This is a genomic window from Actinoplanes sp. NPDC051851 (genome assembly GCF_040681165.1).
Classification (GTDB): Bacteria; Actinomycetota; Actinomycetes; order Mycobacteriales; family Micromonosporaceae; genus Actinoplanes.
Genome location: NZ_JBFAYF010000006.1, coordinates 104,144 through 128,745 on the forward strand (window position 1 = coordinate 104,144; position 24,602 = coordinate 128,745).

22 protein-coding genes are annotated in these 24,602 nt (G+C 72.2%); 20 read left to right on the plus strand and 2 right to left on the minus strand.

Annotated features, from left to right (window positions below):
- Nucleotides 1-174: 174 nt before the first annotated feature.
- Genes alr through AB0M08_RS08655 form a run of 10 tightly spaced genes read left to right on the plus strand, consistent with a single transcriptional unit; the run spans nucleotide 175 to nucleotide 9,473 of the window.
- A complete protein-coding gene (gene alr / locus AB0M08_RS08610; protein WP_364490559.1) occupies nucleotides 175-1,296 on the plus strand; it encodes an alanine racemase in 1,122 nt (373 codons plus the stop codon).
- On the plus strand, nucleotides 1,293-2,420 hold the full coding sequence (locus tag AB0M08_RS08615; RefSeq protein WP_364490560.1) for an alpha/beta hydrolase: 1,128 nt from the start codon (nucleotides 1,293-1,295) through the stop codon (nucleotides 2,418-2,420). The genes alr and AB0M08_RS08615 overlap by 4 nt, the downstream gene beginning before the upstream one ends.
- Nucleotides 2,417-2,878, plus strand: coding sequence for a tRNA (adenosine(37)-N6)-threonylcarbamoyltransferase complex ATPase subunit type 1 TsaE (gene tsaE, locus AB0M08_RS08620; RefSeq protein ID WP_364490562.1), 462 nt, complete (start codon nucleotides 2,417-2,419; stop codon nucleotides 2,876-2,878). The genes AB0M08_RS08615 and tsaE overlap by 4 nt, the downstream gene beginning before the upstream one ends.
- Complete coding sequence (ung, locus tag AB0M08_RS08625; protein WP_364490564.1) at nucleotides 2,875-3,558, plus strand: uracil-DNA glycosylase; 684 nt, start codon at nucleotides 2,875-2,877, stop codon at nucleotides 3,556-3,558. The genes tsaE and ung overlap by 4 nt, the downstream gene beginning before the upstream one ends.
- 45 nt (nucleotides 3,559-3,603) lie before the next feature.
- Nucleotides 3,604-4,260 (plus strand): tRNA (adenosine(37)-N6)-threonylcarbamoyltransferase complex dimerization subunit type 1 TsaB, encoded by a 657-nt coding sequence (gene tsaB, locus AB0M08_RS08630; RefSeq protein WP_364490566.1) that lies wholly within the window; start codon nucleotides 3,604-3,606, stop codon nucleotides 4,258-4,260.
- The gene (rimI, locus tag AB0M08_RS08635; RefSeq protein ID WP_364490568.1) at nucleotides 4,260-4,700 is read left to right on the plus strand and encodes a ribosomal protein S18-alanine N-acetyltransferase; all 441 of its coding nucleotides are present in this window, start codon (nucleotides 4,260-4,262) and stop codon (nucleotides 4,698-4,700) included. Before tsaB ends, rimI begins: the two co-directional genes overlap by 1 nt.
- Complete coding sequence (gene tsaD, locus AB0M08_RS08640; protein WP_364490570.1) at nucleotides 4,693-5,745, plus strand: tRNA (adenosine(37)-N6)-threonylcarbamoyltransferase complex transferase subunit TsaD; 1,053 nt, start codon at nucleotides 4,693-4,695, stop codon at nucleotides 5,743-5,745. Before rimI ends, tsaD begins: the two co-directional genes overlap by 8 nt.
- Before the next feature lie 9 nt (nucleotides 5,746-5,754).
- The gene (locus AB0M08_RS08645; RefSeq protein WP_364490572.1) at nucleotides 5,755-6,009 is read left to right on the plus strand and encodes a hypothetical protein; all 255 of its coding nucleotides are present in this window, start codon (nucleotides 5,755-5,757) and stop codon (nucleotides 6,007-6,009) included.
- Between the two features lie 42 nt (nucleotides 6,010-6,051).
- Nucleotides 6,052-7,737, plus strand: coding sequence for an ABC transporter ATP-binding protein (locus AB0M08_RS08650; protein ID WP_364490574.1), 1,686 nt, complete (start codon nucleotides 6,052-6,054; stop codon nucleotides 7,735-7,737).
- Nucleotides 7,734-9,473, plus strand: coding sequence for an ABC transporter ATP-binding protein (locus AB0M08_RS08655; RefSeq protein ID WP_364490576.1), 1,740 nt, complete (start codon nucleotides 7,734-7,736; stop codon nucleotides 9,471-9,473). Before AB0M08_RS08650 ends, AB0M08_RS08655 begins: the two co-directional genes overlap by 4 nt.
- 48 nt (nucleotides 9,474-9,521) lie before the next feature.
- Here AB0M08_RS08655 and groL read toward each other — a convergent pair whose 3' ends face one another.
- Nucleotides 9,522-11,177: a chaperonin GroEL gene (gene groL / locus AB0M08_RS08660; protein WP_364490578.1), complete on the minus strand. Its 1,656-nt coding sequence runs from the start codon at nucleotides 11,175-11,177 to the stop codon at nucleotides 9,522-9,524.
- Between the two features lie 69 nt (nucleotides 11,178-11,246).
- Nucleotides 11,247-11,561 carry a co-chaperone GroES gene (gene groES, locus AB0M08_RS08665; protein ID WP_014440794.1) on the minus strand — a complete coding sequence of 105 codons (315 nt, stop codon included), beginning with the start codon at nucleotides 11,559-11,561 and terminating at the stop codon, nucleotides 11,247-11,249.
- Nucleotides 11,562-11,779: 218 nt separating this feature from the next.
- Between groES and AB0M08_RS08670 the strand changes: the two genes are divergently transcribed.
- From AB0M08_RS08670 to AB0M08_RS08715, 10 genes are all read left to right on the plus strand, one after another.
- Nucleotides 11,780-12,967: a methyltransferase domain-containing protein gene (locus tag AB0M08_RS08670; protein ID WP_364490580.1), complete on the plus strand. Its 1,188-nt coding sequence runs from the start codon at nucleotides 11,780-11,782 to the stop codon at nucleotides 12,965-12,967.
- A 125-nt stretch (nucleotides 12,968-13,092) separates the two neighbouring features.
- Nucleotides 13,093-13,575: a Cys-tRNA(Pro) deacylase gene (gene ybaK, locus AB0M08_RS08675; RefSeq protein ID WP_364490582.1), complete on the plus strand. Its 483-nt coding sequence runs from the start codon at nucleotides 13,093-13,095 to the stop codon at nucleotides 13,573-13,575.
- Nucleotides 13,576-13,931: 356 nt separating this feature from the next.
- Complete coding sequence (locus AB0M08_RS08680) at nucleotides 13,932-15,038, plus strand: substrate-binding domain-containing protein (RefSeq protein ID WP_364490584.1); 1,107 nt, start codon at nucleotides 13,932-13,934, stop codon at nucleotides 15,036-15,038.
- Between the two features lie 155 nt (nucleotides 15,039-15,193).
- Nucleotides 15,194-15,997 carry an ATP-binding cassette domain-containing protein gene (locus tag AB0M08_RS08685; RefSeq protein ID WP_364490586.1) on the plus strand — a complete coding sequence of 268 codons (804 nt, stop codon included), beginning with the start codon at nucleotides 15,194-15,196 and terminating at the stop codon, nucleotides 15,995-15,997.
- Nucleotides 15,994-17,253 carry an ABC transporter permease gene (locus AB0M08_RS08690; RefSeq protein WP_364490588.1) on the plus strand — a complete coding sequence of 420 codons (1,260 nt, stop codon included), beginning with the start codon at nucleotides 15,994-15,996 and terminating at the stop codon, nucleotides 17,251-17,253. The genes AB0M08_RS08685 and AB0M08_RS08690 overlap by 4 nt, the downstream gene beginning before the upstream one ends.
- Before the next feature lie 31 nt (nucleotides 17,254-17,284).
- Nucleotides 17,285-18,463, plus strand: coding sequence for an ROK family transcriptional regulator (locus AB0M08_RS08695; RefSeq protein WP_364490590.1), 1,179 nt, complete (start codon nucleotides 17,285-17,287; stop codon nucleotides 18,461-18,463).
- A 46-nt stretch (nucleotides 18,464-18,509) separates the two neighbouring features.
- On the plus strand, nucleotides 18,510-19,424 hold the full coding sequence (locus AB0M08_RS08700) for a hypothetical protein (RefSeq protein ID WP_364490592.1): 915 nt from the start codon (nucleotides 18,510-18,512) through the stop codon (nucleotides 19,422-19,424).
- Nucleotides 19,421-20,899 (plus strand): insulinase family protein, encoded by a 1,479-nt coding sequence (locus AB0M08_RS08705; protein WP_364490594.1) that lies wholly within the window; start codon nucleotides 19,421-19,423, stop codon nucleotides 20,897-20,899. Before AB0M08_RS08700 ends, AB0M08_RS08705 begins: the two co-directional genes overlap by 4 nt.
- A 93-nt stretch (nucleotides 20,900-20,992) precedes the next feature.
- A complete protein-coding gene (locus AB0M08_RS08710; RefSeq protein WP_364490596.1) occupies nucleotides 20,993-22,705 on the plus strand; it encodes an insulinase family protein in 1,713 nt (570 codons plus the stop codon).
- 102 nt (nucleotides 22,706-22,807) lie between these two features.
- Complete coding sequence (locus AB0M08_RS08715; protein WP_364490598.1) at nucleotides 22,808-24,586, plus strand: molybdopterin-dependent oxidoreductase; 1,779 nt, start codon at nucleotides 22,808-22,810, stop codon at nucleotides 24,584-24,586.
- The last annotated feature ends 16 nt before the right edge of the window (nucleotides 24,587-24,602 follow it).

A 24,602-nucleotide genomic window follows, 5' to 3' on the forward strand; every position in this document is an offset into this window, starting at 1 on the left:
GCCGGAGCGGGAGCGCGGGCGGTGGCTGCCGGGGCCGGAGCGGGAGCGCGGGCAGCTGCCGGGGGGCGTGGCGATCCGGTGTGGTGGTGAGGGTGCCGGCGGGGTGAGGTGCGGGGGTGGGGTAGGACACCCGGTCCGGCCGGAACTGTCGTACCCCTCAGTAGGGTGGATGGCATGTGGCAGGCCGAAGTCAGCGTCGATCTGGGCGCGATCCGGGACAACGTCGCGGCGGTGCGCGCCGGTATCTCCGCCGAGGTGCTGGTCGCGGTCAAAGCGGATGGGTATGGGCACGGCATGGTTCCGTCCGCCCGCGCGGCGGTGGCCGGCGGTGCGACCTGGATCGGCGTGGCCACCCTCGACGAGGCGCTCGCCCTGCGCCGGGGCGGTATCACCGTCCGGGTGCTCTCCTGGCTGCTCGCGCCCGGGCTGCCGCTGCACGAGGGGATCGAGGCCGGCGTCGACCTGAGCGCGGCCACCCCGGGGCTGATCGACGAGCTGGTCGCCGCCGCGCGGCGGGCCGGGCAGCCGGCCCGGGTGCACCTCAAGCTCGACACCGGGCTGCACCGTGGCGGGGCGGTCCGGGAGGACTGGCCGGCGCTGCTCGAGGCGGCCGCCAAGGCCGAGGCGGGCGGGGACATCGAGATCGTCGGGATCTGGAGTCATTTCGCCTGTGCCGACGAGCCCGGCGACTCCTCGATCGACCGGCAGCTCGCCACCTTCGAGGAGGGGCTGGCCCTGGCCCGGCAGTATGCGATCGAGCCGCGGTTCCGGCACATCGCCAACTCGGCGGCCACGCTGACCCGGCCGGACGCGCACTACGACATGGTCCGGCTGGGGATCGCGGCGTACGGGCTGTCGCCGATCGCGGGGCGCTCGTTCGGGCTGCGGCCGGCGATGACGGCGCGGGCCCGGGTGATCATCGCGAAACGGGTGCCCGCGGGGCAGGGCGTGTCGTACGGGCACACGTACCACACGTCCGGCGAGACCACGCTGGCCGTCGTGCCGCTCGGGTACGGCGACGGGGTGCCCCGGCACGCGTCGAACGCGGCGCCGGTCAAGGTCGGCGGCGTGGTCGCGCCGATCGCCGGGCGGGTCTGCATGGACCAGTTCGTGGTCGACGTCGGTGACACCCCGGTCGAGGCCGGCGACGTGGCGACCCTCTTCGGTCCGGGGGACGACGGCGAGCCGACCGCCGACGACTGGGCCGCGGCCACCGGCACGATCAACTACGAGATCGTCACCCGCTTCGGGAGCAGCCGGGTGCCCCGGATCTACCACGGGGAGATCGCGTCGTGAGCCCGGCACGCTCGGGGAGGGCGAATCGGGCCGCCAAGACCGCGGGGGTGTTCGGGGCCGTGGTGGGTGTGGCGGCGGCGGGACTGGCGACGGCGTTCGCGGTGGAGCGGGCCCTGGTGCGGCGGTCGGTGAACGCCCCGGGTGACCCGTACGTGGAGGAGCCCTTCGGTGATCAGCCCTTCGACGAGGAGGTGACCGTCACCGCCGCGGACGGCACCGATCTGCACGTCGAGATCGTCAACCCACGGAAGCGGACGAGGGCCACCGGCCGGCCGGGCCGGAAGGGGAGCACGAACGGGGCGAAGCCGACCATCGTCTTCGTGCACGGCTTCGCGCTGGACATGGGCACCTTCTACTTCCAGCGCCAGGCGCTCGCCGAGCGCGGCGACCACCGCCTGGTCTTCTACGACCAGCCCGGGCACGGCCGGTCCAGCAAGTTGAAGTCGGGGACGTACGACCTGGCGGCGCTGGGCCGCTCGCTCGCCGCGGTGCTCGACGCGACCGTGCCGGACGGGCACATCATCCTGGTCGGGCACTCGATGGGCGGCATGACGATCATGGCGTTCGCCGAGCAGTACCCGGAGTGGTTCGGCAACCGGGTCACCGGCGTGGTGCTGATGTCCACCTCGGCCGGGCTCTTCGACAAGGCGACGCTCGGCGTGACCAACGTGGTGGCCCGGGTCAGCGCGCCGTTCTTCCCGCTCTGGGACAAGGCGGCCAAGCTGGGCGGCGGGACGATCGACAAGGCCCGGGTGGCCTCCTCCGACCTGGCCTGGCTGCTCACCCGGCGGTACGGATTCGGCGAGGTCAAGCCGAGCCCGACCCTGGTCACGTTCGTGGAGAGCATGAACTCGAAGACCTCGGTGGAGACGCTGACGAAGTACCTGAACACGATCTACCGGCACAGCCGGCTGCCGGCGCTCTCGGTGCTGCGTGGCGTGCCGGTGCTGGTGATCGTGGGGGACCGGGACTACCTCACCCCGGTGACCCACTCCAGGGAGATCATCGAACAGCTCCCCGAGGCCGAACTGCTGACCATAGAGAACAGCGGCCACGTGGTGATGCTGGAGAAGGCCGACGAGGTCAACGCCGTGCTCATCCCCTTCCTGGAAAAGATCTCGTGAAGCCATCACTGAAACTGACCACCGTCGAGGACACCAGGGAGTTCGGCCGCCGTCTCGCGACCGTGCTCCGGCCGGGCGACCTCGTCCTGCTCACCGGCCCGCTCGGCGCCGGCAAGACCGCCCTGGTCCAGGGCATCGGCGCGGGGCTCGGCGTGCAGGGCCCGATCACCTCGCCGACCTTCGTGATCGCCCGCGTGCACCGGGGGCCGATCCCCCTGGTGCACGCGGACGCGTACCGGCTGGGCGACCGGCCCGACCCGCGCGCCGAGATCGACGACCTGGACCTGGACGCCGCCGCCGAGGAGGCGGTGACCGTCGTGGAGTGGGGCGCCGGGCTGGTGGAACAACTGAACGACGAGTATCTGCGGGTCCGCATCGACCGTCTGGACGACGACACCCGAGTGATCGACCTGGAGCCGCACGGCGGCGACTGGGCACACCGACTGGAGACCATGTGAACCTGACCGAGAGCCTGCCCGCCGAGTGGCGCGCCGCGCTGACGCCCTTCCTGGACGAGGCCGCGACCACCGCGCTGGGTGAGTTCGTCGCCGCGGAGTACGCCGAGCACACCATCTACCCCCCGGTGGAGGACCTCTTCGCGGCGTACCGGCTCTGCCCGCCGGAGCGGACCCGGGTGCTGATCCTGGGGCAGGACCCGTACCACGGCCCGGGGCAGGCGCACGGGCTGAGCTTCAGCGTGCGGGACGGCGTCCGGGTGCCGCCGTCGCTGCGCAACGTCTTCAAGGAGCTCTCCGAGGACGTCAACATCGCCCCGCCGAAGAGCGGCGACCTGACCGGGTGGGCGAGCCAGGGGGTTCTCCTGCTCAACGCGGTTCTGACGGTACGCGCGGGGAAGGCCGCCTCGCACGCCGGCAAGGGCTGGGAGGCGTTCACCGACGCGACCATCCGCGCGCTGAACGAGCGGAACGAGCGGATCGTCTTCCTGCTCTGGGGCGGGTACGCGAAGAAGAAGGCCGAGCTGATCACCAACCCGGTGCACGCGGTGCTGGAGGCGGGCCACCCGAGCCCGCTGAACCGGGTCGGTTTCCTGGGCAGCCGCCCGTTCAGCGCGGCGAACAAGGCCCTCGCCGACGGCGGCCGCCCGCTGATCGACTGGGACCCGAAGGCGACCGCCTGACCCGAGCACGAGGGGCCGGGCGGGGCGGGCGATAGGGTCGACACCGTGCTCGTACTCGCTCTGGACACCGCCACGCCCGCCTCGACCGCGGCGCTCGTCGAGGTGACCGCGGACGGCCTGTTCGGTGTCGCCGAAAGCCGCACGGTCGACCCCCGCGCGCACGGCGAGAAGCTCGCGCCGGAGATCGCGGCGGTGCTCGCCGAGGCCGGTAAGCGGCCGCGTGACCTCTCCGCGATCGTCGCCGGGCTCGGCCCCGGCCCGTTCACCGGGCTCCGGGTCGGTCTGGCGACCGCGGCGAGCATGGGCCAGGCGCTCGGCATCCCGGTCTACGGCGTCTGCTCGCTGGACGCCCTGGGGCGGGCCGCCGGGCCGGGGCGGGTGCTGATCGCCACCGACGCCCGGCGGCGGGAGGTCTACTACGCGGTGTACGCGGACGGCGTACGGGAGAAGGGTCCTGATGTGGCGAAGCCGGCGGAGGTCGAGTTCGCCGCCGAGCGGGCCGCCGGCGAGGGTGCGCTGAAATACGGGGACGTCTTCGGCGTGCCGGTCGAGGAGCACCTGCTCTACCCGCCCGGTGCGGCCCTCGTGGCGATCGCGGCCGACCGGATCCGAACGGCCGCCCCGAGTGAGTCGCTGACGCCGCTCTACCTGCGCCGCCCGGATGCGGTGGAGCCGTCCGGGCGCAAGCCGGTGCTGACCTGATGGCGACCATCGAGCGTCTGCGCTGGTGGCACATCGAGGAGATCCTTCCGATCGAGAAGGATCTCTTCGGCGCCGAGAAGTGGTCCGCCGCGATGTTCTGGAACGAGCTGGCCCAGCGGCACCACTACGTGGTCGCGACCCGCGACGACGAGGTGCTGGGCTATGCGGGGCTGTCCGTTGTGGATCAGGACGAGTCCTGGGTGCAGAACATCGCGGTACGCCGGGACGCCCAGCGGCTCGGCCTCGGTCGCGCCCTGCTGGAGGACCTGTTGGCCGAGGCGGCCCGGCGGGGCTCGCGGAAGACGCTGCTCGAGGTGGCGGTCGACAACGCGCCCGCCCAGAAGCTCTACGCCACGTACGACTTCGAGCCGGTCGGTATCCGGCGCGGCTACTACCAACCCAGCAACACGGATGCCCTGGTGATGATGCGCGATGCCTGACGAGCCCCTGGTCCTCGGGATCGAGACCTCCTGCGACGAGACCGGCATCGGCATCGTGCGCGGGCACACCCTGCTCGCCGACGCGCTGGCCTCCAGTGTGGACCAGCACGCCCGGTTCGGCGGGGTGGTGCCCGAGGTGGCCAGCCGTGCCCACCTGGAGGCGCTGGTCCCGACCATGCAGCGGGCCCTGGACGACGCCGGCGTGACGCTCTCCGACGTGGACGCGATCGCGGTGACCAGCGGACCCGGCCTGGCCGGCGCGCTGCTGGTCGGGGTCGCCGCGGCCAAGGGCTGGGCGCTCGCCGCCGAGAAGCCGATCTACGGGGTGAACCATCTCGCCGCGCACGTGGCGGTGGACACCCTGGAGCACGGCCCGCTGCCCGAGCCCGCGGTGGCGATGCTGGTCTCCGGCGGGCACTCCTCGCTGCTGCTGGTCGACGACCTGACCGCGGGCGTCACCCCGCTCGGCGCGACCATCGACGACGCGGCCGGCGAGGCGTTCGACAAGGTGGCCCGGCTGCTCGGGCTCGGCTTCCCGGGCGGGCCGATCATCGACCGCTCGGCCCGGGACGGGAACTCCGTCGCGATCGCCTTCCCTCGTGGACTGACCGCGCCGAAGGACCAGGCCGCGCACCGCTTCGACTTCTCCTTCTCCGGGCTGAAGACCGCGGTGGCCCGCTGGGTGGAGGCACGCGAGCGGGCCGGTGAACCGGTGCCGGTGGCCGACGTCGCGGCGAGCTTCCAGGAGGCGGTCTGCGACGTGCTCACCGCCAAGGCGATCGACGCGTGCCGGACGAACGGTGTGGAGACCCTGGTCATCGGCGGCGGGGTGGCGGCCAACTCGCGGCTGCGGGTGCTCGCCGAGGAGCGCGCCGCCAGGCACGGCATCCGCGTGCGGGTGCCCCGGCCGGGCCTGTGCACCGACAACGGGGCGATGGTCGCGGCGCTCGGCTCGCATCTGGTCGCCGCCGGTGTCGCGCCCAGCCGTCTCGATCTGCCCGCGGATTCGGCGATGAGTTTGACCTCGGTGAGTGTGCCGGGGTAGGAAGCCATCATGATCGCGCGGATGTGGGAGATACGGGCCTCGCGCAGTGGCTTCGACGAGCTGCTGGCCTGGGTCTGCGACACGGCGGTGCCCTCCATCGAGGTGCTGCCGCAACATGTGTCGAGTGACGTCTATTCGTCCACGGATCAACGCATCGTCGTCATCTCCAAATGGCGCAATGCTCCGGAGAACCTGCCCGCGCCGCCGGAGAAGCTGGTGGCACGCGCTCCGCACGTCTGGGATTTCACTCAAGTAGACCGCTGACTGTTCTCAGCGTCACCACCCCGGCCGTACCGTCGGGGCCTGATGCAGAGATTGCCAGCGGCCGATCCGACGCCGCCCACCTCCCGTACACCCACCCGTTACCTGGGCTGGCTGGTCCGGCGCGCCCACCTGACGATCGTCGCTGCGGTGCTGCTCGCGGTGGTCTGGATGGGCTTCCAGTCGCTGGTCCCCTCGGTGATCGGGCGGGCCGTCGACGCGGCCGCCGCCCGTGACCCGGCGCACCTGTTCGGCTGGGCGGCCGTGCTGCTCGCGGTCGGTGTGCTGGAGGCGATGGTCGGCATCACCCGGCACCGCTTCGCCACGATGAACTGGCTGGGCGCCTCGTTCCGTACGGTCCGGGTCGCGGTCCGCCAGGCCGGGCGGCTCGGCTCGGCGCTGCCCCGGCGGCTGGACGCCGGCGAGGTGGTGGCGATCGGCACCTCGGACATCGGCCACATCGGCGCCGCGATCGACATCACCACCCGGGGCACCGGCGCGCTGATCGCGGTCACCGTGGTCACCGTCCTGCTGATCCGCACGTCGGTGCCGCTCGGCCTGGTGGTGCTGATAGGCGTGCCGGTGCTGCTGGCCGTGGTGAGTGGACTCATCCGGCCGCTGCACCGGCGTCAGCAGGAGTACCGGGTCCAGCAGGGACGGCTCACCGGTCAGGCGGCCGACCTGGTCGCCGGGCTGCGGGTGCTGCGCGGGGTGGGCGGCGAGGCGGTGATGGCCGAGCACTACCGCGCCGAGTCGCAGGAACTGCGGTGGGCGGGCGTACGCACCGCGTCGATCGAGTCGCTGCTGGAGGCGGCCCAGGTGCTGCTCCCCGGGGTCTTCCTGGTGCTGGTCACCTGGATCGGCGCCCGACTCGCCCTGCGGCACGAGATCAGCATCGGCGAGCTGGTCTCGTTCTACGCGTACGCGGCCTTCCTGGTCACCCCGGTGCGGCAGCTCACCGAGGCGATCGACAAGCTGACCCGGGGACACGTCTCGGCCCGGCGGGTGGTCGACATGCTCGGCGTCCCGGACGACCTGCCGGATCCGCCGGTGCCGCAGCCGGCGCCGCGCGGCGACCTGGCCGACCCGGAGACCGGTGTGGTGGTGACGCCCGGCCGGATCACCGCGATCGTGGCCACCGAGCCGGCCGAGGCCGCCCTGGTCGCCGAGCGCCTCGGCCGGTACGCCGAGGGCGCCACCCTGGGCGGCGTACCCCTCTGCGAACTGGCCCTCCCCGCGATCCGGGAACGGATCCTGGTCGCCGGTAACGAGGACCGGCTCTTCTCCGGCACGCTGCGCCGGGACCTGGACCCGGACGACCGCGGCACGCTCGGCGCGGCGCTGACCGCGGCCGCCGCCGACGAGATCGTGGCCGGTCTGCCGGACGGGACGGAGAGCACGGTCGCCGAGCGCGGCCGGTCCTTCTCCGGCGGCCAGCAGCAGCGGCTGCGCCTGGCCCGGGCACTGGTCGCCGACCCGGAGATCCTGGTGCTGGTGGAGCCGACGAACGCGGTCGACGCGCACACCGAGGCCCGGATCGCCGAGAGCCTGCGGAGCGCGCGCGCCGGGCGGACCACGGTGATCTGCACGACCAGCCCGCTCGTGCTGGACCGCGCCGATCGGGTGCTCTTCCTGGCGGAGGGCCGGGTCGCGGCCACCGGCACCCATCGCGAGCTGCTGGAGTCGGTACCGGGATACGCCCGGGTGGTCGTCCGCGGGGACCGGCCGTGAGCCTCCCCCTGCCGGTCGCGGGCCGCGCCCGGGCCTGGCGGTACGCCCGTGACCTGATCCACCGCTACCCCGGTCTGTTCCGGATCGCGGTCTGCCTGCACCTGCTCGCCGCGCTGACCGGGCTGGCCGGCCCCCGGCTGCTCGGTGACCTAATCCAGGTGATCCAGCTGGGACGGCCCGAGGGCGACCTGGACCGGCTCGCCGCGGCGCTCGCCGGGTGCGTGGTGCTGCAGGCGGCGCTGACCCGGTTCGCGTACCTCGCCTCGGCCCGGCTCGGCGAGCGGGTGCTGGCCGAGCTCCGCGAGGAGTTCGTCGAGCGGGTGTTCACGCTGCCGTTGAGCACGGTCGAGGCGGCGGGTACCGGGGACCTGCTCACGCGTACCACCCGGGACGTGGACGCGCTCTCCCGGTGCGTGCGGTTCGCCGTACCGGAGACGCTGATCGCGCTGCTGACCGCGGCCCTCGTGGTGATCGCACTGGTGGCGCTCGACCCGGCGCTGGCGGTGCCGCTGCTGGTCGGGGTGCCGCTGGCGACCGCGAGCACGCGCTGGTACCTGCGCCGCGCGCCGGAGGGCTACCTGCGGCAGAGCGCGGCCTGGGCGGTGGTGACCGACGGACTCACCGAGACCGTCGAGGGCGCCCGGACCGTCGAGGCGCTGGGCCGGCAGTCGCAGCGGGTGGAGCGGACCGACCGGGACCTGGACGAGTCGTGGGACGCCGAGTCGTACACGCTGAACCTGCGGACCGCCTGGTGGCCGGTGGTCGAGGTGAGCTACGTGGTGCCGATGGTGCTCACCCTGCTCGCCGGCGGCTGGCTCTACCTGCACGGCCGGGTGACGCTGGGGGAGACCACGGCCGCGCTGATCTACGTGCAGCAGCTGATCAACCCGCTCGACCGGCTCCTCTCCTGGCTGGACGAGCTGCAGGTGGGCGCCGCCTCACTGGCCCGCCTGGTCGGGGTGTCGGCCGGGCCGGAACCGCGCCGCGAGCCGCCGGAGAATCCGGAGGACACCCGGATCGAGGTACGCGGGGTGCACTTCGGCTACCGCCCGGATCGCGAGGTGCTGCACGGCGTCGACCTCGTCCTGGAGAAGGGGGAGCGGCTCGCGATCGTCGGCCCCTCCGGCGCCGGCAAGTCCACCCTGGGCCGCCTGCTCGCCGGGATCCACCAGCCCACCGCCGGGAGCGTCACGGTCGGCGGCGTGCCCCTCGGCGACCTCGCCCCGGACCGGCTCCGCGCCCATGTGGCCCTGGTCAGCCAGGAGCATCACGTCTTCATCGGCACGCTGCGGGACAACGTCGCGATGGCCCGGCCGGAGGCGCCGGACGCCGAGGTACGCAAGGCGCTGGCCGCCGTGTACGCCGCGGACTGGGTGGAGACCCTCCCGGAGGGCCTGGACACCGCGGTCGGCACCGGCGGGCTGACGCTCTCGGCCGCGCAGGCGCAGCAGGTGGCGCTGGCCCGGCTGGTGCTGGCCGGCCCGCACACCCTGGTGCTGGACGAGGCGACCGCGCTGCTCGACCCACGGACCGCCCGGGACCTGGAGCGCTCGCTGGCCGGGGTGGTGAACGGCCGGACCGTGGTGGCGATAGCGCACCGGCTCTTCTCGGCGCACGACGCCGACCGGGTGGCGGTGGTCGAGGACGGCCGGATCACCGAGCTCGGCTCGCACGAGGACCTGCTCGCGGCGAACGGAACGTACACCGCCCTCTGGCGGTCGTGGACGGGAAACTAGACGGGGGCGTGCTCTATCAAGAGCACGCCCCCGCCGTGGAAGACCGGATCAGAAGCCCGGGCCGTGCTGGTGGCCGTGGCCGTGACCGCCGTGGCTGTGACCGTGACCGCCCGCGGCGGCGGGAGCGGCCTCGGCCGGCTTCTCCACCACGAGGCTCTCGGTGGTCAGCAGCAGAGCGGCGATCGAGACGGCGTTGGAGACCGCGTTGCGGGTCACCTTGACCGGGTCGATGATGCCGGAGGCCGCCAGGTCCACGTACTCGTCGGTCGCGGCGTTGAGGCCGTGGCCCCAGCCGAGAGCGGCGACCTTGCCCACCACGACGTAGCCGTCGTGACCGGCGTTCTGCGCGATCCAGCGGAGCGGCTCCACCAGCGCCTTGCGGACGATCGAGACGCCGATCGCCTCCTCGCCGGTGAGGCCGAGGTCGCCGTCGAGCTCCTGGGAGACCTGCGCGAGGGCCGCGCCGCCACCGGGGACGGTGCCTTCCTCGACAGCCGCCTTGGTCGCCGCGATGGCGTCCTCGATGCGGTGCTTGCGCTCCTTCATCTCGACCTCGGTCGCGGCACCGACCTTGATCACCGCGATGCCGCCGGAGAGCTTGGCCAGCCGCTCCGAGAGCTTCTCACGGTCCCAGTCGGAGTCGGACGCCTCGATCTCCTTGCGGATCTGCGAGACCCGGTCGGCGATGTCGGCCGTCGTGCCGCCACCGTCGACGATGGTGGTGTTCTCCTTGTCGACGACGATGCGCCGGGCCTTGCCCAGCTGCTCGACGCCGACCTGGTCGAGCTTGTAGCCCAGCTCGGGGGCGATCAGCTCGCCGCCGGTCGCGATCGCGAGGTCCTGCAGGATCGCCTTGCGGCGGTCCCCGAAGCCGGGGGCCTTCACCGCGGCGACCTTGATGGTCTTGCGCAGCGCGTTGACCACCAGGGTGGAGAGCGCCTGGCCCTCCACGTCCTCCGCCACGATCAGCAGCGGCTTGCCGTTCTGCAGCACCTTCTCCAGCAGCGGGAGGAGCTCCTCGATGCTGGAGATCTTCTGGGTGGTGAGGAGGATGTACGCGTCCTCCAGCACCGCCTCCTGCGACTCGGCGTCGGTCACGAAGTTCGGCGAGATGAAGCCCTTGTCGAACTGGAGACCCTCGGTGACCTCGAGCTCGGTCTGCAGCGCCGAGCCCTCCTCGACGGTGATGACACCGTCGCGGCCGACCCGGTCCATCGCCTCGGCGATCAGCTCGCCGATGGTGGCGTCCTGGGCCGAGATGGTGGCCACGTTGGCGATCGCCTTGTGGTCGGCGACCTCGACGGCCTTGGCCAGCAGCGACTTGGAGACGGCCTCGGCGGCCTGGTCCATGCCCCGCTTGAGGCCGATCGGGTTGGCGCCCGCGGTCACGTTGCGCAGGCCCTCGCGGACCAGCGCCTGCGCGAGCACGGTCGCGGTGGTGGTCCCGTCGCCGGCGACGTCGTTGGTCTTGGTCGCCACCTCCTTGACCAGCTGCGCGCCAAGGTTCTCGTACGGGTCGGTGAGCTCGATCTCCTTGGCGATGGTGACACCGTCGTTGGTGATCGTGGGGGCGCCGAACTTCTTGTCCAGGACGACGTTGCGGCCGCGCGGGCCCAGGGTGACCTTGACCGTGTCGGCGAGCGTGTTGACGCCGTGCTCCAGCAGGTGCCGGGCGTCGTCGGAGAAACTCAGGATCTTCGCCATGAATGGTCCCTTCACGCACTACCGCCCCGGTCCGGTTACCCGGACCGAGGCGGTCGCACTGTCAGTAGGTCACTTCTCGATGACCGCGAGGACGTCGCGGGCGGAGAGCACCAGGTACTCCTCGCCGGCGTACTTGACCTCGGTGCCGCCGTACTTCGAGTAGAGGACCACGTCGCCGACCTTGACGTCGAGCGGAACGCGGTTGCCCTTGTCGTCGATCCGGCCGGGGCCGACGGCGAGGACGGTGCCCTCCTGCGGCTTCTCCTTGGCGGTGTCGGGGATCACGATGCCGGAAGCGGTCGTGGTCTCAGCCTCGTTCGCCTGGACCACGATGCGGTCCTCGAGCGGCTTGATCGCAACCTTGGTCGCGGTAGTCACGGGCATACCCTCCTGGGTACAGGTTTCGCCGGCCATGAAACAGGCCGGTCAGATGCCTCATGCCACCGGGCGGGGCCGTCGTCGCGGGTGCCGGTCCGCCTGGTGCCTAACCTCCCGGGCCGGGGCCCGGTCGGCTGGCACCCTCATGTTGAGAGTGCTAACCGGAGATTATGCCGGAACTAGCACTCCGTCAACCAGAGTGCCAACCTGTCACGCCGGGGAGAATGCCTGGTGTGACCCCTGAACTCCTCGCTCTGTTACAGACCCCGGAAGGGGCGGAAGCCCTGGCCGCGGCGGCCTCGATCGGCGACGGTGAGCCGCTCGCCGCGGCCTCGGCGCTGCGTTCCCGGGGCTTCGGCGCGGAGCTCGCCGCCGCCGCACTCACCCAGGCTAGTTTGCGCCGCCGGGCCGCGATGAAGTTCGGCGCGGACGCCGCCGGAATGTTCTTCACCCGGGCGGGTCTGGAGCAGGCGACCCGGGCGGTGGTGGCGGAGCGCCGGGCCGCCCGCCTCGCCGCCTCCGGCGTCTCGTCCCTGGCGGATCTGGGGTGCGGGCTGGGCTCCGACGCTCTCGCCGCGGCACGTCAGGGCATCTCCGTGTACGCCGTGGAGGCCGACCCGGTCACCGCGGAGGTGACCGCCGCGAACGCCCGGGCGCTGGGGCTGGCCGGGTCTCTCCGGGTGGCGTGCGCCGACGCGACCACGGTGCCGGTGGAGGAGTTCGACGCGGTCTTCGCCGACCCGGCGCGCCGGCAGGCCGGACGGGGCCGGGTGTTCGACCCGAAGGCGTACTCGCCGCCGTGGGACTTCATCGCCGGGCTGGCCGACCGGGTGCCCCGGACCGTGCTGAAGCTGGCGCCCGGGATCGACCACGGGCTGCTGCCGCCGGGCGCGGAGGGGGAGTGGGTGAGCGTCGGCGGCGACCTGGTCGAGGCGGCGTTCTGGTGCGGCCCGCTCGCCGCGGCGCCCCGGCGGGCGACCCTGATCCGCCCCGCGGGCGTGGTGGAGCTGACCGGCTCGGGGGAGGAGCGGGCGGGGACCGGTCCGGTCGGCGCCTACCTCTACGACCCGGATCCGGCCGTGGTCCGCTCGCACCTGGTCGCCGAGTTCGCGGCCGGGATCGGCGGGCGGCTGGCGGACCCGGAGATCGCGTACGTGTACACCGACGGCCCGGTGGAGACGCCGTACGCCCGGCGCCTGGCGGTCACCGACGTGCTGCCGTTCTCGTTGAAGCGGCTGCGGGCACTGCTGCGCGAGCGGGGCGTCGGCACGCTGGAGATCCGCAAGCGCGGGTCGGCCCTGGTGCCCGATCAGCTCCGTAAGGATCTCAAGCTCTCCGGGCCGAACGCCGCCGGGCTGGTGCTGACCAGGGTGGCGGGGGCGCCGACCGCCCTGCTGACGGCGTACTCCTGAAGGGTCGTGAAGAATTTGATCTTGAAAGGTGCGGCGAGGGGCCTGACGTCGTAACGGGACCGAAACGTCGCAACGGGTCCGAATCGGGCGCGAGTGAAGATCGTCACGGGAGTACCGTGCCGCGCATGCCGAAGAAAGCGGCCGGTACCCCGGCCACACTGCTGCTGGCCAAGGAACGGGTGCCGCACACGCTGTACCCGTACGACGTCTCGCCGGACGCACCGAACTACGGGGCCCTGGTCGCGCAGGCGCTCGGGGTCGCACCCGGGATCCTGTTCAAGACCCTGGTCGCAGAGGTGGACGGCGGGCTCGTGGTCGGGGTCGTGCCGGTCACCGGTGACCTCGACCTCAAGGCGCTGGCGCAGGCGGCAGGCGGGAAGCGCGCGATGCTCGCGGACCGAGCGGTGGCCGAGCGCAGCAGCGGGTACGTCCGGGGCGGAATCAGCCCGCTCGCCCAGCGCAGGACACTGCCCACCGTGGTGGACGACTCGGCGTCCGGCCTGGACCTGATGTACGTCTCCGCGGGCCGCCGCGGTCTCCAGGTCGCCCTCGCGCCGGCGGACTTGATCCGCTTGACGGCGGCGACCGTAGCAACCATCAGGACGTGATCATCAAGCCCGGCGGCGCTCGTGTGAGCCGCCGGGATGATGCCGACCGTCCTCGCGGTTTCCGCCCACTCGGCGATCACATCTTACTTAGCGTTACATCATGCGCGGTGAGAGGCGACTGAGTGCCCCGCTCAGAAGGCATTCGGGCACAACCGTGTTGCCGGATTGTTATCCCCGGTTACGAGATAGATCGTGAAGGGCGCTTGTGTTCTAGGCCACCGGCGGAATACGTTGCCGGGCACAACAAACCGGTTCCTGATCCATCGGCCCCACAGGGGAGCGACACTCCCAGGCACGCATCACCCCTGACAAATCCGAAAAAGGCCCCGGATTTACCCCCCGAAAGGACATAAGTAATGCGTAAGGGACTGTTCGCCCTTGCCGCGGTCGGCCTCGTGGCCACCGGAAGCATGGCAGCCTGTGGTGACAGCAGCGGTGACAGCGCGAGCTCCAGCAGCAGCGCCGGCACGTCCGCCGGCAAGGTCGGCGTCATCCTGCCGGACACCAAGAGCTCGGCCCGGTGGGCGACCGCCGACGTCAAGTACCTGACCGACGCCTTCAAGGCCGCCGGTGTCGAGGTCGACATCCAGAACGCCCAGGGTGACAAGACCCAGTTCCAGACGATCGCCGACGGCATGATCTCCAGCGGCGTCAAGGTCCTGGTCATCGCCAACCTGGACTCGGGCACCGGTGCGGCCGTGCTGACCAAGGCCAAGCAGGCCGGTATCGCGACGATCGACTACGACCGCCTCACCCTGAACGGCGGCGCGGACTACTACGTGTCGTTCGACAACGTGAAGGTCGGCGAGCTGCAGGGCCAGGGTCTGGTCGACTGCATCACCGCCAAGGGCTACACCAAGCCGGTCATCGCCGAGCTCAACGGCTCCCCGACCGACAACAACGCCACGCTGTTCAAGCAGGGCTACGACTCGATCCTGCAGCCGAAGTTCGACTCGGGCGAGTACGTCAAGGGCCCGGACAACGCGGTTCCGGACTGGGACAACGCGCAGGGCGGCACCATCTTCGAGCAGCAGCTGACCTCGAACAAGGACATCAAGGGTGTCCTCGCGGCCAACGACGGTCTCGGCAACGCCGCGATCGCCGTGCTGAAGAAGAACAAGCTGAACGGCCAGGTCCCGGTGACCGGCCAGGACGCGACCGTCCAGGGCCTGCAGAACATCCTCGCGGGTGACCAGTGCATGACGGTCTACAAGGCCATCAAGAAGGAGGCCGACGCGGCCGCCGAGCTGGCGATCGCGCTGGCCAAGGGCCAGACCCCGACCACGGCGACCGGCACCGTGACCGACACCGAGTCGAAGAAGGACGTCAAGTCCGTTCTGCTGACCCCGGAGGCGATCACCAAGGCCAACGTCAAGACCGTTGTCGACGACGGCTTCGTCACCAAGGACGAGCTCTGCACCACCGACTACGCCAAGGCCTGCACGGAGGCCGGCATCAGCTGAACCGGCTGATTCCACCCCCAACCGTTAACCACGGCTGAGGACGGCGCCGCCCACCCCGATCGGGTTGGGCGGCGCCGGAGTCGGTTGACAGCCTCTCAACGTGGAGGGGCGGCCAGCTGCGATGTAACCGGTCACCGAACGAAGGAGAACCATCCGTGGCCGCGACACCCCTCCTGGAACTGCGCGGGATCGACAAGAGCTTCGGTCCTGTCCAGGTCCTGCACGACGTCGGCCTCGACGTCTACCCCGGCGAGGTCACCGCCCTGGTCGGTGACAACGGCGCCGGTAAGTCCACGCTGGTCAAGTGCATCAGCGGTATCTACACGATCGACTCGGGCACGGTCACCTTCGAGGGCAAGCAGGTCGCGGTGCACAGCCCCCGTGACGCCGCCGCCCTCGGTATCGAGGTCGTCTATCAGGACCTCGCCCTCTGCGACAACCTGGACATCGTCCAGAACATGTTCCTCGGCCGTGAGAAGAAGCGCGGCATCGTCCTCGACGAGGCGACCATGGAGCAGATGGCCGGCGAGACGCTGGCCAGCCTCTCGGTCCGGACCGTCAAGTCGCTGCGGCAGCTGGTCTCCAGCCTCTCCGGCGGCCAGCGGCAGACCGTGGCGATCGCCAAGGCGGTGCTCTGGAACAGCAAGGTCGTCATCCTGGACGAGCCGACCGCCGCCCTCGGCGTCGCGCAGACCGCCCAGGTGCTCGAGCTGGTCCGCCGCCTGGCCGACAACGGCCTCGGCGTGGTGCTGATCTCGCACAACATGAACGACGTCTTCGCGGTCTCGGACCGCATCGCCGCGCTCTACCTGGGCCGGACGGCCGCCCAGGTCAAGTCCAGCGACGTTACCCACTCGCAGGTGGTCGAGCTGATCACCGCGGGCCGGAGCGGGAACCTCGGCCTGCCGCCCGAGAAGCCCGCCGACTTCGCCGACATCACGCCGGGAGACGCCCAGTGAGCACGACCACCCTCGAGAGCGCCGGCGGCGTCAAGGTCGTGAAGCCGACCGTCGCCAGCCACGTCCGCGACTACTGGGGACGGGTACGGGGCGGCGACCTCGGCACCCTCCCGGCCGTACTCGGCCTGATCGTCCTCTCCATCGTCTTCGGCGTGGCCCGGGACGAGACCTTCCTCTCCGGCCGTAACTTCGCGAACCTGTTCAACCAGAGCGCGCAGGTCGTCTTCATCGCGATGGGCCTGGTCTTCGTCCTGCTGCTGGGCGAGATCGACCTCTCCGCCGGCTTCGCCAGCGGCGTCTGCGGCGCGGTCACCGCGATCGCGCTGACCAACCACGGCTACTCCTGGTACGTCGCGCTGCCCGCCTCGATGCTGGCCGGCATCGTGATCGGCCTGCTGCTCGGTGTGCTGGTGGCGAAGATGGGCATCCCGTCCTTCGTCGTCACGCTGGCGGCCTTCCTGGCGTTCCAGGGTGTGCTGCTGAAGATGCTCGGCGAGGGCACCAACATCTCGATCCGCGACGAGTTCGTGGTCAAGCTGAACAACGGCACCCTCTCGCCCGGCCTGAGCTGGGGCCTCGCGGTCGCGGCGATCGTGATCTTCGCGGCGGTCCAGCTCAACCGGATCCGGTCGCGCTCCAAGCGCGGCCTGATCACCGAGCCGATCGGCATCGTGGGGCTGCGCATCGCCGGTCTCGCGGCGCTGCTGCTGATCACCACCGCGATCCTCAACCAGGAGCGGGCGATCAACCCGGCGATCAACTCGCTCAAGGGCGTGCCGATCGTCGTCCCGATCATCGGGGTGTTCCTGGTATTCTGGACCTTCATCCTGGGCCGCACCACGTACGGCCGGCACGTCTACGCCGTCGGTGGCAACACCGAGGCGGCCCGCCGCGCCGGTATCCCGGTCGACCGGATCCGCATCTCGGTCTTCGTGATCGGCTCGTTCATGGCCGCGATCGGCGGCGTCATGGCCGTCAGCCGGGCCACCTCGGTCGACCCGAACACCGGTGGCTCCAACATCCTGCTCTACTCGGTCGGTGCCGCGGTCATCGGCGGCACCAGCCTCTTCGGCGGCAAGGGCAAGATCATCAACGCGGTGATCGGTGGCGCGGTGATCGCGGTCATCGACAACGGCATGGGCCTGATGGGCTACCAGGCCGGTACGAAGTACATCTTCACCGGTCTGATCCTGCTGCTCGCCGCGAGCGTCGACGCGCTGGCCCGGCGCAGGGCAGCAGCCACGGGCAACAAGTGAGCCCGAGCCGGGGGCCGGGGACGGAGCGCTGATGCGTGCCGGCCCCAGCCAGGAAGAGGTTCGCCGGCACAATCTCGGGACGCTGCTGAGGTACGTACACGTCCACGGCGCCACCTCCCGGGCGGAACTCACCACCCGGCTCGGACTCAACCGCAGCACCATCGGGGCACTCACCGCCGAGCTGATCGGCGCAGGTCTGGTCAGCGAGGCGGTCCCCAGGGAGACCGGCCGGGCCGGGCGACCCTCACTGGTCGTCCGGCCCGAGTCGGCGAAGGTCTTCGCGTACGCCCTCAGCATCGAGGTGGACCGCCTGCGCGCGGCCCGGGTCGGTCTGGGCGGCGCGATCCTGGAGCAGTACGAGACCGAACGCCCGCCCGGGATGGGCGCCGAGGACGCGGTCCTGCCGCTCGCCCGCTTCGTCCGGGCCATGCACGACCAGGTGCCGGACGACGTGCGCTGCATCGGCAGCGGTCTCGCGGTGGCCGGCATGGTCCGCCGCGACGACGGCATGGTCCGCCTGGCGCCGACCATAGGGTGGGTCGAAGAACCGGTCGGCGAGGCGCTCCGCGCCGAGCTCGGCGAGTCCGGGCGGCTCAGCATCGGCAACCACGCGGACGTCTGCGCGCTCGCCGAGCACGCCCGGGGCGCCGCGATCGGCAGCGACAACGTCATCTACCTCTACGGCGACGCCGGTGTCGGCGCCGGGATCGTGGCCGGTGGCCGCCGGGTGACCGGGCACGGCGGGTACGGCGGTGAGGTCGGACACATGGTCGTCAACCCGTACGGCCGTCCCTGCGAGTGCGGTTCCCGGGGCTGCTGGGAGACCGAGATCGGCGAGCACGCCCTGCTCCGGCTCTCCGGCCGGGCCGACCGCTCCGGCCGCGAGGCGGTGTTCGAGGTGGTCGACGCCGCGGTGCGCGGGGACAGCCAGGCCCAGCACGCGCTCCGGCACGTCGGCGACTGGATCGGCTTCGGCGTCGGCAACCTGGTCAACATCTTCAACCCCGAGGTGGTCATCTTCGGGGGCACGCTGCGCGACGTGTACCTGGTCTCGGCGGCGCAGATCCGCAGCCGGCTGAACGCGGTCGGCCTGCCCGCCTGCCGGGAGCACGTCCGGTTGCGTACGCCCGAGCTCGGATCGGACGCGGCGCTGATCGGTGCCGCGGAGCTCGCGTTCGAGCATCTTCTGGACGATCCGCTGGTTTCGTGATCACCCGGCAGACGATGGTCATCGCGCGAGATCTATGCTGCCGCGCATGTTCCTGCGCCACCCGGGTCACCCGGATCTGGATCCGGCCGTCGCGTACCCGAAGGCCGCCCACCTGCGTACCGCCCTCACCGGCCGGGACTGGGCGGCCGGCCGGGAACTCCTCGACGACGCCGAACCGGTGGAGCGCACCTCGCTGATCCAGATCTGCGGCCGGACACCGGAGATAGCCGACCTGCTCCGCGGCGTGCTGCGCGAGAACCCGGCGGACGGTGCGGCCGGGGCGCTGCTCGGTACCCACCTGACCGCCGCGGCCTGGGCGCCCCGGCGCCGGGGGCGGGTCCGGGACCTCGCCGCCGGGCTGCGCGAGGCCGAGCGGGTGCTGATCGACGCGGCCGCGCGTACCCCCGCGGACCCGGCGGTCTGGACCGCCCGGCTGACCACCGCCCGCGGCCTGGAGCTCGGGCAGTCCGAGGCGCGCCGGCGCTACGACCGGGTCGCCGCCGTCGACCCGCACCACCTCCCCGCCCAGCGCCGGATGCTGCGGCAGCTCTGTCCGAAGTGGGGCGGATCCTGGGCGGCGGCCGAGGCGTTCGCCCACGAGGCATCCGCCGCGGCGCCGGCCGGCTCGCTGAGCCCGGTCCTCATCGTCGACGTCCACCTGGAACGGTGGCTGACCGAGAAGGCCCATCTCCGGGCCGACGCGGTCCGGACCGAGGTGTACGACGCCGCCCGCCGGTCGGTCTGGCACAGCGACTTCCGGCCCACACACGGCTGGGTCGAGGTGATGAACGCGTTCGCCGTGGCCTTCGGGCTGCTCGACGACCAGCCCGCGGCGGCGACGCTCTTCACCGTGCTCGGTGAGCTCGCCACCGAGTCGCCCTGGATCTACCTCGGTGACCCGGCCGGCACCTTCGTGAAGTACCGGGACCGTGCCCTGAGCTCGGTGGGAGGAGCCCGATGACCGAGCAGTTCGACGTCGGCGGCGTACCGGCGGTCTTCGCCCCGGCGGCCGGCCCGACCCACGCCGGCCTGGTCTTCCGGGTCGGCGTCGCGGACGAGCCGCTGCCGCACCGCGGCATCACCCGGCTGGTCGAGCACCTCGTGCCGGCCGGGCACGGCGCGACCGGGACCGAGCACACCTTCTTCCACGTCCACGGCACCGCCGACGAGGTGCGGGCCTTCCTCGCCGAGATCTGCGCCACCCTGCGCGACCCGTCGGCCGAGCGGATCGTGATCGCCAGGGAGCGGATGCGGTCCGGCCGTCCCGGCGCCGACCTGCTGCCGATGTGGCGGTACGGCGCCCGCGGCTTCGGCATGCCCAGCTACCCGGAGTTCGGCCTGGAGGGCGTCGGCGACGAGCGGCTGCGGGACTGGATCGGCCGGTACTTCACCCGGGGCAACGCCGCGCTCTGGGTGGCCGGCGACGCGATCCCGGACGGGCTGACCCTGGACCTGCCGGACGGCGAGCGCCGCCCCGCCCCCGCGCCGTCGTCCGCGCCGCTGGTCACGCCGGCCTGCTTCACCGGGCCGGGCGACGGCGTCGCGTGGGACACCGTGGTCCGCCGGGAGCCCCGTGCCGCGGTCTTCGCCAACGTGCTCGAACGCCGGATGCTCCAGGAGTTGCGGGACCGGGACGGGATCTCGTCCACGGTCACCACCGACTACGAGCCCCGGGCCGACGGGAGCGCGCGGATCACGGCGCACGCCGGTGCCCCGCCGGAGAAGCGGGACGCGCTGCTCGGCGGCATGGTCGACGTGCTGGCCGGGATGCGGGCCGGCCGGTTCGACGAAGAGGACGTGGCCGCGGTGGTCGCGCTGACCCGCGACGGCCTGCGCGACGCGGAGTCCCGCGGCGGCCGGCTGCCCGGTCAGGCGTTCAACCTGCTCGCCGGGCGCCCGGTGCAGAGCCTGGAGGAGGCGCTCGCCGAGCTGGACACGGTCACCCGGGACGGGGTGGCCGAGGTCGCCGGTGCGGCGTACGAGGCCGGCCTGCTGATGGCGCCGACCGGGACCGGCGCCGACTGGGCCGGGTACACCGAGGTGCCGGCCACCTCCGACTCCGTGGTCGAGGGCACGCCGCACCCGGCGATCAACCGGACCGACTGCCGCCTGGTGCACGGCGCCGAGGGGATCAGCGTGGTCTCCGGCGAGGACCGGGCGACCGTCCGGTACGCCGAGTGCGTCGCCCTGCTCGCCTGGGCGGACGGCGGCCGCCAGCTGATCGGGCCGGACGGGATCGCGGTCCGGGTCGAGCCGACGCTGTACGAGGACGTCGCGCCGGTGCTCCGGGACGTGGACGCCCGGCTCCCCGCCGAGCTGCGGGTCGACCTGCCGGCCCGGCCCGCCGACCGGATCCCGTCCCCACCGCCGTCTCCCGCCGAGCCCGTCGGTCGCCCCTGGTGGCGCCGGCTGCGGCGACGTCGGGCGAACGGCTGAGGTGCGATCCCCGATACGTCGGTTCTCCCGACCACCTATGCTGCGCCAGCCCGTGTTCCGGCTCCGAAACACGGGCTGGCTCGGAGGCGTTTGATGATCACCCAGGTCGAGGTCGGCGGGATACCGGCGGTGCTCGCGCCGACCACCGGGCCGATGCAGGCGGGACTCGCCTTCCGGGTGGGTGTCGCGGATGAGCCGTTAGCCAAACGGGGCATCACCCACCTGATCGAGCACCTTGCGCTGCACTCGTTCGGGCCGGTCGATCACCATCACAACGGCGCGACCGGGGTGGAGTACACGTACTTCCACACGCAGGGCACCGCCGAGGAGATCGTCGCCTTCCTGAACGGGGTCTGCGCCGGGCTCAGCGATCCGCCGATGCCCCGGCTCGCGGTGGAGAAGGAGATCCTCCGGACCGAGCAGAGCAGCCGTGGTGAGGGCCCGACCGACGCGCTGGCGATGTGGCGGCACGGCGCCCGTGACTACGGCGTGGCCACCTACCCCGAGTGGGGGTTGACCGGGATCGACGAGGACGACCTGCGCGACTGGATCGCGACGTACTTCACCAGGGAGAACGCCGCGCTCTGGATAGCCGGTCCGGAGGTTCCCGCCGGGCTCGAGCTTCGCCTGCCGTCCGGCGAGCGCCGATCGGTTCCGGTCGCTTCCTCCGCTCTTCCGGTACGCCCGGCGTACTTCCCCGGACCCTCCAACGTGGTCGCGTGGAATGCCGTGGTGCGACGGGAGGCGCGCGCCGCGGTCTTCGCCGGTGTGCTGGACCGTGCCCTCCTGCGCTCCCTGCGCCAGGAGAGCGGCCTCTCCTACACCGTGATGGCCGGATACGAGCCCCGGGCCGACGGCACCGGCGTGATCTCCGCGTTCGCCGACGCGCTCGCCGAGAAGCAGTCCGCGGTGCTCGACGGCTTCGTCGGCGTGCTGGCCGCGGCCCGGCTCGGCGAGGTCGGCCCGGCCGAGGTGACCACCGTGATCGAGGCCCGCTGCACCGAGCTGGCCCAGGCCGAGGAGACCGGCGGGCGGCTGGCCGGACAGGCGTTCAACCTGCTCGCCGGGCGCCCGGTGCAGAGCCTGGACGAGGCGGTCGCCGAGCTGCGCGCGGTCACCCCGGCGGACGTGGCCGAGGTCGCCGCGGCCGCCGTCGCGGACGGGCTGCTGATGACGCCCGGCCGGACCACCGCGGACACGGCCGGATACGTCCCTGCGCCGGACTCCTCGGAGAGCCTGGTCGAGGGCGCCGAGCACGCGTCGCTGCAGGAGCCGGGGCTGCGCCTGATCGCCGGGGCGGACGGGGTCAGCCTGGTGAACGAGTCGCAGGCCACGGTCCTCTTCGACCGGTGCGCCGCGGTGCTCGTCTGGCCGGACGGCGCCCGCCGCTTCGTCGGCGAGGACGGCATCCAGGTGCACCTGGAGCCGACGCTCTTCGGGGACGGCCACGCCGTGATCGCGGAGCTGGACACCCGGATCCGGCCCGAGACGCGTACGCCGATGCCACCCCGCGACCCGAAAGCTATACCCGTCCCGCCGGCTTCCGTCCCGCAGGCGAGGCGGGGCCGCCGGGCGCGGACCCCGCTGACCGGCGTGCGAAGGGTGCTGACCCTGCTCGTCCTGCTCCTGCAGATACCGGTGGCGCTGCTCTTCGGCGGCGGCGGGATCCTCCTCGAGACCCGCGCCTCGTCCGCGCCGTACGACCAGGACCTGGTCCTCGCCATGGCGGTGTTCTGCCTGGCGGTCGCCGTCGTGATGACCTTCGGCGCGATCGGCTCGATCCGCCGGCTCCGGGGCCTCCCCTAACGGATCGCGGCTCAAAGGGGGCTGTCCACCGGCTCAGGACACGCTGAGTCGTTCGCCGTTCCCGGCCAGGTTGTTCTCAGCAACCACGGGCAGGATGGCCCGGTGAGGACATCGATCCGGGCCGGGCTCTCCGGCGTCGCGGCCGCGGCGGTCGCCCTCGGCGTCGCCGAGCTGCTCGCGGTGGTCGCCGGGGACCGTTCGGCACCGCTGGTCGCGGTCGGCGGCGTGGTGATCGACCACGTGCCGGCGGCGGTCAAGGACGCGGGCATCGCGCTCTTCGGCACGCACGACAAGACCGCGTTGCTCACCGGTACGGCGCTGCTGCTGACGCTCTACGCGTACGGCGTCGGGGCGGTCGCCCGGCGGTCGTGGCCGGTCGCGATGGCCGGCGTCGCGCTCTTCGGCGCGATCGGGGTGGCGGCCGCCCTGACCCGCAGCGGCGCAACCCCGGCGGCCGCGCTGCCGTCGGTGGGGGGCGCCCTGCTGGCCGCCTTCGTCCTCCGCCACCTGCTCCGCCTGGCCGACGCCGCCAGTCCGATTCCGATCACCCCATCCGCGCCCGCGCCCGCCGCGCCCGCGCCCGCGTCCGCCGTGCCCGCGCCCGCGCCCGCCGCGCCCGCCATGCCCCCGGTCCCTCCTGGCTGGCGCCCAGGGGTGTCTCCGGACGTCTTGGACACCCCTGAGGACCAGCCACCGGCCGGAACCGAGCCGGAGAGCGCGGCCGAGCCGGAGAGCGTGGTTGAGCTGGAGAGCGTGGTTGAGCTGGAGAGTGCGGCCGAGCCGGAGGCTGCGGTCGTCCGGGTTCAGGATGCGTACCTCGAAGGCAGCCGGCGCCGATTCCTCCGGGATCTGGGGATCGTGGTCGGTCTCGCTGCGGTGGGTGGGGTGGCGGGCAGGTGGCTGACCGGCAGAAACACCGTCAGTGCCGCCCGTGAGACGCTCGCCCTGCCGGAGCCGTCACAGCCGGTGCCGACCGTGCCGGCGGGCGCCCAGGTCGAGGGAGCGGTGCCCTACGTGACGCCGATCGAGGACTTCTACCGGATCGACACCGCGCTGGTCACCCCGCAGCTGGACCCCTCCACCTGGACCTTGAAGATCCACGGGATGGTCCGGAACCCGATCACCATCACCTGGGCGGAGCTGCTGCAACGCCCGATGATGGAGCGGTACGTGACGATCGCCTGCGTCTCCAACGAGGTCGGCGGCGACCTGATCGGGAACGCGCTCTGGCTCGGCACCCCGATCAAGGCGCTGCTCGACGAGGCCGACCCGCTGCCCGAAGCTGATCAGGCCGTGCAGCGCTCCTCGGACGGCTGGACCTGCGGTACGCCGACCGCCGTGCTCCGCGACGGACGCGACGCGATGCTCGCCGTCGGGATGAACGGCGAGGCGCTCCCGGTCGAGCACGGCTTCCCGGTCCGAATGATCGTTCCCGGACTCTACGGCTACGTCTCCGCATGCAAGTGGATCACCGAGATCGAGCTGACGAGGTTCGCGGACTTCGACGCCTACTGGGTGCCGAGGGGGTGGGCGGCGCAGGCTCCGATCAAGACCGAGTCCCGGATCGACAGCCCGCGCGACGGCGCCTCGAAGAAGGCGGGCACCATCGCGGTGGCCGGTGTCGCCTGGGCACAGCATCGGGGCATCGCCAAGGTCGAAGTGCAGGTGGACGACGGTCCGTGGGAGACCGCGACGCTCGCCCCGGCGGTCTCCGCGGACACCTGGCGCCAGTGGACGCACCCGTGGCAGGCGACCGCGGGCGACCACGTCCTGCGGGTCCGGGCGACCGATCTGGACGGCGCGACCCAGACGGAGACGTACGCCGAACCGGCCCCCGACGGGGCCACCGGATGGCACGAGATAGCGGTCACTGTCGACTAGCCGGAAAGCGCACTTT